At 60.6% G+C, this 11,135-nt stretch carries 6 protein-coding genes; 3 read left to right on the top strand and 3 right to left on the bottom strand.

The window, feature by feature from the left end:
• Positions 1–29: 29 nt before the first annotated feature.
• On the bottom strand, positions 30–2,318 hold the full coding sequence (locus D1224_RS09825) for an NADP-dependent malic enzyme (RefSeq protein WP_119379698.1): 2,289 nt from the start codon (positions 2,316–2,318) through the stop codon (positions 30–32).
• A gap of 129 nt (positions 2,319–2,447) precedes the next feature.
• On the opposite strand from D1224_RS09825, the gene mutS reads away from it, so the two are divergent.
• Positions 2,448–5,129 (top strand): DNA mismatch repair protein MutS, encoded by a 2,682-nt coding sequence (gene mutS, locus D1224_RS09820; RefSeq protein WP_233350472.1) that lies wholly within the window; start codon positions 2,448–2,450, stop codon positions 5,127–5,129.
• 130 nt (positions 5,130–5,259) lie between these two features.
• On the top strand, positions 5,260–7,071 hold the full coding sequence (locus D1224_RS09815; protein WP_119379696.1) for an SLC13 family permease: 1,812 nt from the start codon (positions 5,260–5,262) through the stop codon (positions 7,069–7,071).
• Positions 7,072–7,130: 59 nt separating this feature from the next.
• Here D1224_RS09815 and D1224_RS09810 read toward each other — a convergent pair whose 3' ends face one another.
• Positions 7,131–9,011 carry a gamma-glutamyltransferase family protein gene (locus D1224_RS09810; RefSeq protein ID WP_407647458.1) on the bottom strand — a complete coding sequence of 627 codons (1,881 nt, stop codon included), beginning with the start codon at positions 9,009–9,011 and terminating at the stop codon, positions 7,131–7,133.
• A 108-nt stretch (positions 9,012–9,119) separates the two neighbouring features.
• Here D1224_RS09810 and D1224_RS09805 point away from each other — a divergent pair, with 108 nt between their 5' ends.
• Positions 9,120–9,896: an enoyl-CoA hydratase gene (locus D1224_RS09805; RefSeq protein ID WP_119379695.1), complete on the top strand. Its 777-nt coding sequence runs from the start codon at positions 9,120–9,122 to the stop codon at positions 9,894–9,896.
• A gap of 63 nt (positions 9,897–9,959) precedes the next feature.
• On the opposite strand, the gene D1224_RS09800 is transcribed toward D1224_RS09805, so the two are convergent.
• Positions 9,960–11,069 (bottom strand): NAD(P)-dependent alcohol dehydrogenase, encoded by a 1,110-nt coding sequence (locus D1224_RS09800; protein WP_119379694.1) that lies wholly within the window; start codon positions 11,067–11,069, stop codon positions 9,960–9,962.
• Positions 11,070–11,135: the final 66 nt, after the last annotated feature.

Raw genomic sequence — 11,135 nt, 5'->3', positions numbered from 1 at the left:
CCCAGACGAACTGGGCGATACCGCAGCTTCTACTTCGCCGCAGGTATGTGACCGAGCATGTCGATGTCGAAGGCGGCGAAGGTCGCGAGGTTCACGATATCGTTCACGGTTGCGCCGAGCGAGGCGATCTGAACCGGCTTTTCAAAACCGAGCAGGATCGGGCCGATAACGGTCGCGCGGCTCATTGAGGTCAGGATCTTTGTTGCGATCGCAGCTGAGTGGATGGCCGGCATGACCAGCACGTTGGCCGCATCAGTGAGGCGCGAGAACGGGTAGACCAGCTTGTGGCCGGGGTTCATCGCAACATCCACCGAGATGTCGCCTTCATATTCGAAGTCGATATCGTCGCGCGCATCCAGCATAGCGACGGCTTCACGGACTTTCTCGGCGCGCTCCCCCATCGGGTTGCCAAAGGTCGAATAAGACACGAAGGCCACGCGCGGGGTAAAGCCGAGCGCCTTGACCGAGCTGGCCGATTCACAGGCGATGCCGACAAGGTCTTCTGCCACTGGCAGTTCGGTAATCGAGGTATCGGCGATGAAGATCGTCTTGCCCCGGTTGATGACCATAGACATGCCGATGACCTGCCTGCCCGGGATCGGATCAAGCACGGTCTGTACGTCTTTCAGAGCGACGTCGTAATTACGCGTAACGCCCGTAATCATGCCATCCGCGTCGCCAAATTTCAGCATACAGGAGCCGAACACGTTGCGGTCCTGGTTGACGAGGCGCTGGGCATCGCGGCGCAGGAAGCCCTGGCGCTTCAGACGGTCATAGAGGTAATCGGTATATTCCGGATTGCGATCCGACAGGCGCGCATTGACGATCTCAAGCGAGCCTTCCGGCACGCCCATCTGTTGCATGGTGCGGGTGACCTGCTCCTCGCGGCCGATCAGGACCGGCTCGCCAAGACCCTGGTTCTTGAACGAGAAGGCGGCGCGAACGACGGATGGCTCTTCGCCCTCCGCAAACACAATGCGGGCCTTCTTTTCGCGCACGGCAGCCTGCACGCTTTGCACGAAAGAGGCGGTTGGATCGAGACGGCGCGCCAGTGAGCGGCGATACTCGTCCATGTCTGGAATTTCCTTACGCGCAACGCCCGTATCGATCGCCGCTTGCGCCACGAAAGGCGGCACGAAGCTGATCAGACGCGGGTCGAACGGCGTCGGGATGATATAGTCGCGGCCAAATTGCGGGCGCGAGCCATGATAGGCCGCGGCCACTTCGTCCGGCACGTCTTCGCGCGCCAGTTCCGCAAGCGCCTGCGCGGCTGCGACCTTCATCTCTTCGTTGATCGAGCGGGCACGCACATCGAGCGCGCCGCGGAAGATATAGGGAAAGCCAAGGACATTATTGACCTGGTTCGGATAGTCAGAGCGACCGGTCGCGATGATCGCATCGTCGCGCACCTGCTTGATCTCTTCCGGCGTGATTTCCGGGTCCGGGTTCGCCATGGCGAAGATGATCGGGTTCGGCGCCATGCTGGCGACCATCTCCTTGGTGACGGCGCCTGCGATGGAGAGGCCGAGGAAGACGTCTGCACCGTCCATAGCTTCGGTCAGAGTACGCTTCTCGGTTTTCACCGCGAATGCAGACTTGAACTGGTCCATCTTCTCGGTGCGGCCTTCATAGACGACGCCGCGGCTGTCGCACATGAGGATATTTTCTGGCCTCACGCCGAGGTGACGGATCAGTCCTGCGCAGGAGAGCCCAGCGGCGCCAGCACCTGAGATGGCGACCTTCACATCTTGTAGCTCTCGGCCCGTGATATTGCACGCATTGATCAGGCCAGCTGCGGCAATGATAGCCGTGCCATGCTGGTCATCGTGGAAGACCGGAATGTCGAGCTCTTCGCGAAGACGGCTTTCAATGATGAAACACTCAGGGCTGGCAATGTCCTCGAGGTTGATGCCGCCCCACGTCTCGCCGATGTTGCGGATCGTCGTGATCAGCTCTTCGGTGTCGTTTGAGAACACTTCTACATCGACGGAATCGACGTCAGCAAAGCGCTTGAAGAGGACAGATTTACCCTCCATGACCGGCTTGGACGCCATTGCACCAAGATCGCCCAGGCCCAGAATGGCCGTTCCGTTGGAAATAACAGCGACCATGTTGCCCTTCGAGGTGTACTCGTAGGCAAGGTCCTTGTCCGCTGCGATGGCCTTCACCGGCACAGCAACACCAGGGCTATAGGCAAGCGACAGGTCGCGCTGCGTAGCCATCGGCTTGGTCGGCGTGACCGAGAGTTTGCCTGGCGTTGGGTGACTATGGAAGTCTAGCGCTTCCTTGTCGGTAAAGGTTGGACGCTTGGACGTCATGGCAGTGGCTTTCAGGTTTGGACTATAATGTAACTTCGTCTCTAAGCCGCTGCGGAATTGCCGACAACCCGCGTTACACTGGTTATTTGGCTTGCACACCTCCCATGCGAATCCGTTAGATTTCATTCGATGCCAGACACTGCCACCCGACCCGCGCCTGAGAAAAAGGTACCGACGCCCTTCATGGCGCAATATCTTGAGATAAAGGCGAGGCATCAGGACGCCCTGCTCTTCTTCCGCATGGGCGATTTCTATGAGCTTTTCTTCGAGGATGCCGTGCGGGCGGCAGAGATTCTCGACATCACGCTGACCGCGCGCGGCGAGCATGATGGCAAGCCGATCCCCATGGCGGGCGTGCCCTATCATGCCGCAGAGGCTTATCTTGCCCGCCTTATCAAGTCTGGTGAGCGCGTCGCTGTCTGCGAACAGACTGAAAGCCCGGCAGAGGCAAAGAAACGCGGCTCCAAATCCATTGTGAACCGCGACGTCGTGCGTGTTGTGACCCCCGGCACAATTACCGAGGACACCATCCTGTCCTCCAGACAAGGGCAGGTCCTCGCCGCTATTGCCCTCGCAGCAGGCGGTACCGAGGCGGCGATCGCGGCCTGCGACGTCTCTACTGGCGCCTTTGAGATTATGGAGGTCTCGCCCGAAACGATCGGCGAGAAAGCTGCCAGCTTGCCGATCAGCGAACTTCTCGTGACAGAGGATGACGAGGCCCGCCCTCTGGTGCGTCAGGCCTTGGCTTCCTTGCGGATGCCTGTCACACGGCGGCCGTCGCGCGCGGCCAGTGTGGGGTCAGGCGAGAGTGCGCTGAAAGCAGCTTACAGGCTCGCCGCGCTGGACGGATTTGGCAGTTTTACCAAGGCAGAGCTTTGCGCTTGCGGCCTGCTGCTGGACTATCTCAGCCTGACCCAGGCAGGCGCCGACATCCGCCTCGACCCGCCGAACCGACGCGGCCAGTCCGCCAGCCTCTCCATTGACCCCGCCACGCGTGCCAGCCTCGAGATTGACACCGCCATGCAGGGTGGGCGCAAGGGCACCCTTCTCGCCACGGTCGACCGCACGTTGACGGCGCCCGGCGCGCGCCTTTTTGCTGACCGGCTATCGAGGCCGGAATGCGGGCGCGAGACAATTGAAGCGCGCTATGACGCGGTCTCATTCTTCCTTCAGGAGAGCGATATTCGCAGCGATGTACGCGCCTGCCTGAAGGCCACGCCTGACCTTGAACGCGCGCGTACGCGGATCCGGCTGGAGCGCGGCGGCCCGCGTGATCTGAAATCGATTGCGGTCGCGATCAGGGAAGGCGCGTCCCTTGCCTCGATGCTGGCATCGTTACAGACCGGACTTCCGGCGCTCGTCGCCAGCGCGGTGTCGGCGCTCGACCCTGCCAGTCACGCAGACCTTACGCATCTTGCGGACGACCTCGAAAACGCGCTGGCTGAAAACCTGCCCACGCTTGCGCGAGATGGCGGCTTTATCGCCGATGGATGGGATGCGGCGCTGGACGAGTCCCGTTCGCTTCGCCGCGATAGCCGCAAGATCATCGCCGAGCTTCAAGCCCGCTATTGTGATGAGACAGGCATCAGCGCGCTCAAGATCAAATTCAACAATGTCCTTGGCTATTTCATTGATGTGCCCGCCCGCCATGGCGATGCACTAATGAAGCCGCCGCATGCCGAAACCTTCATTCATCGTCAGACGCTCGCCTCCAATATGCGCTTCTCAACGGCAGACCTGTCTGATCTTGCCGGCCGTATCTCTCGCGCCGAAGAGGCCGCCCAGACACGCGAGATTGAGCTGTTCAGAGAACTCTGCCTGCGTGTCGAGAGCGTGACTGAGGCAATTTCCGAGGCTGCGCACGCTCTCGCCGAGATAGATGTCGCCGCCGCCGCCGCCGGCTGGGCCGATGCGCACGACGCCGTCCGCCCTGTTCTGGCCGATGAGCCGGTTTTCGAAGCAGAAGCCCTGCGCCACCCGGTCGTGGAAGCAGCCCTCAAGGCCGAAGGCGAGGGCTTTACAGCCAACGACCTCAACATGGATGCATCAGGCGCGCTTGCACCGCGCCTCGCGCTTGTCACCGGCCCCAACATGGCCGGTAAATCGACCTATCTGCGTCAGGCCTGCCTTGCCGTCATCCTCGCACAGGCCGGGCTTTTCGTGCCAGCAAAGTCGCTGCGGCTCGGGATTGCCGACCGTATCTTCTCCCGCGTCGGTGCGTCCGATGACCTGTCACGCGGGCGTTCGACCTTCATGGTGGAGATGGTCGAAACCGCCGCCATCCTGAACCAGGCCACAGATCGTAGTTTTGTCATTCTGGACGAGGTAGGCCGGGGGACGTCGACCTATGACGGCCTCGCCATTGCCTGGTCCGCTGTCGAACACCTCCACAATACCAATAAGTGCCGGGCCCTGTTCGCCACCCACTATCATGAGCTGACCGGCCTCGCGGAGGAGCTTCCCCACGCCGCCAATCTGTCGCTGCGCGCCAAGGAATGGAAAGATGAGCTGGTCTTCCTGCACGATGTCGCGAGCGGCCCGGCTGACCGCTCATATGGCGTTCAGGTCGCCCGGCTCGCAGGACTACCGGCTCGCGCGGTGCGCCGCGCCGAACAGGTCCTCAAAAAGCTGGAAACCAAGCCAGACGCCGTGGAATCCCTGCCGCTCTTCGCATCCGTCGCTGAAGAGCCCGAAACGTTCAGCCCGGCAGAGGATCACCCGGCCCTGAGGCTGCTTGATGCGGTCAGCCCTGATGACCTCACACCGCGCGAGGCACTCGACTTGCTTTACCGCTTGAAATCAGAGCGCTGAACCTGCAGGCATCTACGCCAGCCATGCATTCAGGAATAGTCCGCGTCAGGAGTTCTTCTAAATTGACGGTTGCGTTGACCCTGCCTCCAGTCGTCTATCGTTAGAGTGAAACGACCGGGGCCCCGCTTTCATGCCTGACATTATCCTGCCGCAGGAATTCCAGATCGCGCTCGTCTTCGTGCTACTGGTCGCTGTCTTTGTCAGCTTCCTGCGCGAGAAGATCCCGGCGGATGTCGTGGCATTGCTCGCCATGTCCGCGCTTTTGCTGACCGGCATTCTTTCGGTGCCAGAAGCGCTTGGCGTCTTTTCCAACGCAGCGCCGATTACCATCGCGGCCATGTTCGTCCTGTCGGCCGCTCTTGAGCGAACGGGCGTGATCGCGGCAGCGGGTAACTGGGTCATCCGGATCGCGAAGAACTGGACGCCGCTTGTCGCCGTCATCGCACTGATGGCCATCGTGGTGATGCTGTCGGCCTTCATGAACAACACGCCGATCGTTGTGATCCTGATCCCGGTGGCCATTCGCCTTGCCCAGACGATTGGCACATCCGCGTCTCGCCTTCTTATTCCGCTCTCCTTCGCATCCATCTTCGGCGGCATGACGACATTGATCGGTACGTCGACGAACCTGCTGGTTGATGGTGTCGCCCAGAATGCAGGCCTCGCGCCCTTCGGCATCTTCGAGATAACCGGGGCCGGCATCATCATGGCGGTGGCCGGCATTATCTATATGGCGCTCGCAAGCCGCTGGCTGCTGCCCTACCGCGACACACTGGCGGACCTTCTACCGACCACGAAGAACCGCCGCTTCATTGCGCAGGTCCTGGTCCCTGTCGACTCGGTGCTTATCGGAAAGGCGATCAAGGAAACCGGCTTTACCCCCGAAAAGGGCTTTACCGTTATCGACGTCATGCGGGCGAACCGCTCACGCCGTGATGAGCTCGCGTCGCTTGTCCTGGAGGCGGGCGACCGGCTCGTCGTGCGCTCTCCTGTTTCCGAGATGCTCAGCCTGCGCGAAGCTGGTGATGTCGCCATAGGGTCCGGCAGCGAAAGCCAGCGCCACGCCATCGAACCTGTCCAGACCAGTGAAACCGTCCTCATGGAAGGCGTAGTTGGCCCGGAATCCCGCCTCATCGGCCGCCCCATCGTCGGCGCCGGCCTCGTGCGTCTCTATGGTATCTATGCTCTCGCCATTCATCGCCGCGGTGAGAATATCAGCCTCGAAGGGCGCGGCATCCGCTTCAATCTCGGCGACACGGTTCTGGTCGAAGGCCCGCCCGCCGGCATGCGTCAGATGTTTGACGATCTGATGCTGAGCAATCTGACAGAAACCTCCGAGCGCCCGCTGCGCCGTGACAAGGCGCCGATTGCCATCGGTGCCGTTATCGCTGTCATGGCGCTCGCCGCGCTTGGCCTCATGCCGATTGCGGGACTCGCCCTCATCGCTGCCGCACTGGTGATCGCGCTTGGCTGTATTGACCATCAGGACGCCTACAAGGCGATCCAGTGGGACATCCTCATGCTCATATTCGGGATGCTGGCGCTCGGCATGGCGATGGAGAATTCTGGCGCCGCTGCCCTGCTCGTCAATTCGATCGCCGCACCAATAGGCGTATTTGGGCCCCTTGCAGCCCTCGCAGCGGTCTACTTTCTGACCTCGGCCATGACTGAAATTGTCTCAAACAATGCGACCGCGATCCTGATGACCCCAATTGCGATAGGTCTTGCCGAGAACCTTGGCTCTGATCCGCGCGCCTTCGTCGTCGCCGTGATGTTTGCAGCCAGCGCCAGTTTTGCGACCCCGATCGGCTATCAAACGAACACGCTGGTCTATACGGCAGGCGGCTACAAGTTCAGCGACTTCGCCCGTATCGGCCTCCCGCTGAACCTCACCTTCTTCGCCGTCGCCATGCTGGTCATCCCCCTGTTCTGGCCACTGTAGAAAAGCCGCCCCTCAGATGAGGGACGGCTTCTGCAAATTGGTCAGGATCAGAACAGGCGTTAGAACCCGCCCGCTGTTCCATCCTTGCGCATCTCAGTGGCCGCGATCCAGGCACCAGACTCGAAATCCTTCATAATCGCCTGATAGCCGCCGCCGTTTGCATCGCAGCACTCGACCGTATAGCCGCGAGCTTCGAGTTCGGCGCGGGTTTCGGGCGGGATACCGCTTTCCAGATGCACTACACCCAATTCGTTGATGCAGGTATCGCCGGAATAGTCGTCGGTCGGCTCACAGCCGCCCCTATGCTCCCAGCGGGCCGCATCACCCGCCTCCTGAAGGCCCATATCATAGTCAACTAGGTTCAAAATGATCTGGACATGGCCCTGTGGCTGCATGCCGCCGCCCATCAGGCCGAAGCTCATCCAGGGCTCATACTCACCCTCGACCTGCTTGTAGGCAAAGGCAGGAATGATGGTGTGGAAGGGACGCTTGCCCGGCTCGAATGCATTCGGATGCTCCGGGTCGAGGCTGAAGAGCTGGCCGCGATCCTGAAACATGAAGCCAAGCCCATCTGCAACTAGCCCCGTGCCCATACCGCGATAGTTCGACTGGATCAGCGAGACCATCATACCGTTCTGGTCAGCGACTGTCAGATAGGTCGTGTCGCCCTCTTCCAGCGTCTCGTCGGCCGCCATGGCCTGAAAGTCCATACCGGCATCGACCTGCGTCATCGGCTCTGTCAGACTGATCGCCTGCGCGCGCTCGACATTATAGCCGTCACGGATGAAGACCTCCGGATCAACACCGCTGAAATCCGCGTCGGCATAGCCCTTGGCGCGGTCGGCAAAGGCAAGGCGCTTGGCCTCAACCTGCGCCATGATGGAATCCGGCGAGCCAAAGCCCATGCCGCGAAGGTCAAACCCTTCCAGCATCTGAAGCATCTGGAGCGCGGCCACACCCTGCGTGTTCGGCCCCAGCTCACAGAGGCGAGTCTCGCGATAGTCGACGCAGAGCGGTTCGGTCCATTCGCCCTCATGGGCGGCAAAGTCCTCATAGCGAAGATATCCGCCGATCCGCTCGAAATAGGCGCCCATCGTGCGCGCAATCTCGCCTTCATAGAAAGCAGAGCGGCCTTCGGCGCCTATAGTCTCCAGCGTGTTGGCAAGGTCTGGATTGGTAAAGAGAGACCCTTCGCGCGGCGTAGGGGAGAAAAAGGTCTCACGCGCATTGTCGAATTCCTCGATCATGCCGCTTGTCGCATATTGCGGGAAGTTGGCGGCGCTGCGGCCCCAGTAATAAGCGATGACTTCCGGGATCGGCGCGCCTTCGCGGGCATAGCTCACTGTTGGGGCGAGCAACTCATCCATGCCGACGCTGCCGAACCTGTCATGCAGGGCGAACCAGCCATCGACTGTGCCGGGAACGGTGACGGGGGCTGCGCCATAGGGCGGAATTTCCTCGCCATTCATGAATTCGTCAGCTGCCGCCTGCATGTCTTCCAGTGTCGCGCCCATCGCAGAGCGGCCAGAGCCATTATAACCGTAAAGCGTTTCGGTCTCCGGGTCCCAGACAATGGCGAAGAGATCACCGCCAATGCCATTGCCCGTCGGCTCGACCAGGCCGAGCATGGCATTCGCCGCAATCGCTGCATCCACGGCGTTACCGCCATCTTCCATGACATTGAGGGCGATCCGCGTCGCCAGCGGATGGGCCGTGGCAGCCGCCGCATGTGGTGCCACAACCGAAGAACGTGTGCCGATATCCCGGCCTGATGGCATCCGGTCGCCTTCAGCCGGATCGCTATATTCAAAAGGGGTAGGCGCGTCGCCGGCTTCGTCGGTCTGCGCGTCCGCCGACTGGGCCGCAGCCGTCGGACAGACCGCCACCATCGCCGCCAGGAGGAAAGCCCCTCCACCCACAGAACTCTTCAGGTTGGTCATCATCATGCTGGTCACTCCCTATCGACGCGGGGTCTTTCTTCCCCTATCCCTCCCCAACTTGCGGCTAAGACCGCGAAAGGCAAGCAAGCACAGGAACCAGATCGTATCATGGCCTATGAAACGCTTTTGACTGAGGTGGATGAGGCAGTTGCCATCATCACGCTGAACCGTCCCGACGCGCTTAACGCATTCAATAATGCGCTCATGGATGAGCTGACCGAAGCGCTCGACCGGTTCGACAATGACGCCTCAATCGGTTGCATCGTCATCACCGGCTCCAAGAAGGCGTTTGCCGCAGGTGCCGACATCAAGGAAATGCGCGAGCAGTCCTATCTCGACGCGTATTATGCTGACTTCATTACTCGCAATTGGGAGCGCGCGTCCCGCATGCGCAAGCCAGTCATCGCGGCTGTCTCCGGCTACGCCCTTGGGGGCGGCTGTGAGCTTGCCATGATGTGTGACTTCATCCTTGCGGCAGAGAATGCCAAGTTTGGCCAGCCGGAGATCACCATCGGCGTTTCACCCGGCGCAGGCGGTACACAGCGCCTTACCCGCTTTGCAGGCAAGTCCAAGGCCATGGAAATGTGCCTCACTGGCCGCATGATGGACGCTGAAGAAGCCGAGCGCTGCGGCCTCGTCTCCCGCATCGTGCCAACTGATGACCTCGTGGACGAAGCCCGCTCTGTCGCCCGCAAGATTGCGTCCATGCCGCGCGCAACCGCGATGATGACCAAGGAAATGGTCAACGCCGCCTATGAAACCACGCTCAGCCAGGGTGTCCTGTTCGAGCGCCGCCTCTTCCATTCCCTCTTCGCTACCGAAGACCAGAAGGAAGGCATGGAAGCCTTCGTCGAGAAGCGCGAGCCGCACTTCAAGAACCGCTAGGCGACGCAATCTAATTGAAAAGAATGAGGCGCACCCGGATTTACCAGGTGCGCCTCTCTTATATCAGCTATCCTCGGACATGATCAGGATAGGCTTGATCGCCTTGCCGTCCTCCATGTCTTGGACAGCCTTGTTGATGTCATCGAAGCGGTACTCGCTGACCAGCCGGTCGAACGGGAAATTGCCATCAAGATAGTGTTGGATAAGTCGCGGGATGAAGACTTTCACGACGCTGTCGCCTTCGACACAGCCAATGATCTTGCGGCCGCTTAAAATGTGCTCATTGGCATCGAAATCGTAAGCGGTCCCGCCGGGTGGTGCGCCGACGATCAAAAGGGCACCGCGGTTCGCAAGCGATGCCCACCCTTTGCGCGCTGCGGACTTGGCGCCCGAACATTCTATAACGGCATCGACACCTTCGGGCGCGATTTCACGAACCATTTCTGGCACCTCGCCTGCATCCGCCTTGATCGTGTGCGTTGCGCCGAGCTCCTGTGCGAGCTTCAGACGATCTTCCTGCATGTCGATGGCGATAATCGGTTGGCAGCCTGAAAGCTTTGCGGCCATCACAGCCGAAAGGCCCACACTACCGACCCCGCTGATTGCGATGGAGGTCCCAGTGCGCGGGGCGAGGGTGTTGAGAACCGCGCCTGCACCGGTCTGGATTCCGCAGCCAAGTGGGCCGAGAAGTTTGAGCGGTGCCTCGTCCGGCACTTTCACCACATTGCGCTCATGCGCGATCGCGTAGGTGGCAAAGGAGGATTGCTGGAAGAAAGCAGCGTTCACATCGTCCTTGAACACCTTGCCTTCGCTGCCGAGGCGCTTGTTAAGGAAGTTGAGGTCAGTGAAGTCGTCGCAATAGGCAGGATCACCTTCCATACAGGGACGACAGCACCCGCAAGAGCCATAGCTGAGAACGACGCGGTCGCCAGTCTTCAGCCCATCTACATGTTTACCGGCCGCTTCGATGATACCCGCGCCCTCATGCCCAAGCACCACCGGGAAATTGGTAGGCAGCATCCCATCGCGCACAGCGAGGTCAGTATGGCAGAGACCGGTGGCGATAATACGTATCCGCACCTCATGCGGGCCCGGATCATCTATCTGTACATCAGCAAGGCGAAACTCGGCCTCGGCCTTGTCGACAATGGCGGCGCGGGCGGCTTGGGTCATGGCTTTAGTCCTCGTGTTTGCTGAGGTACAAAGCGCACAGTCCGGGGCGCGTTCCTGCGCCTCACC

Source organism: Henriciella barbarensis (assembly GCF_003576345.1).
GTDB classification, from domain to species: domain Bacteria; phylum Pseudomonadota; class Alphaproteobacteria; order Caulobacterales; family Hyphomonadaceae; genus Henriciella; species Henriciella barbarensis.
Note: the sequence above shows the minus strand (reverse complement) of the source record. Positions and strands in the feature narration are given on the sequence as shown.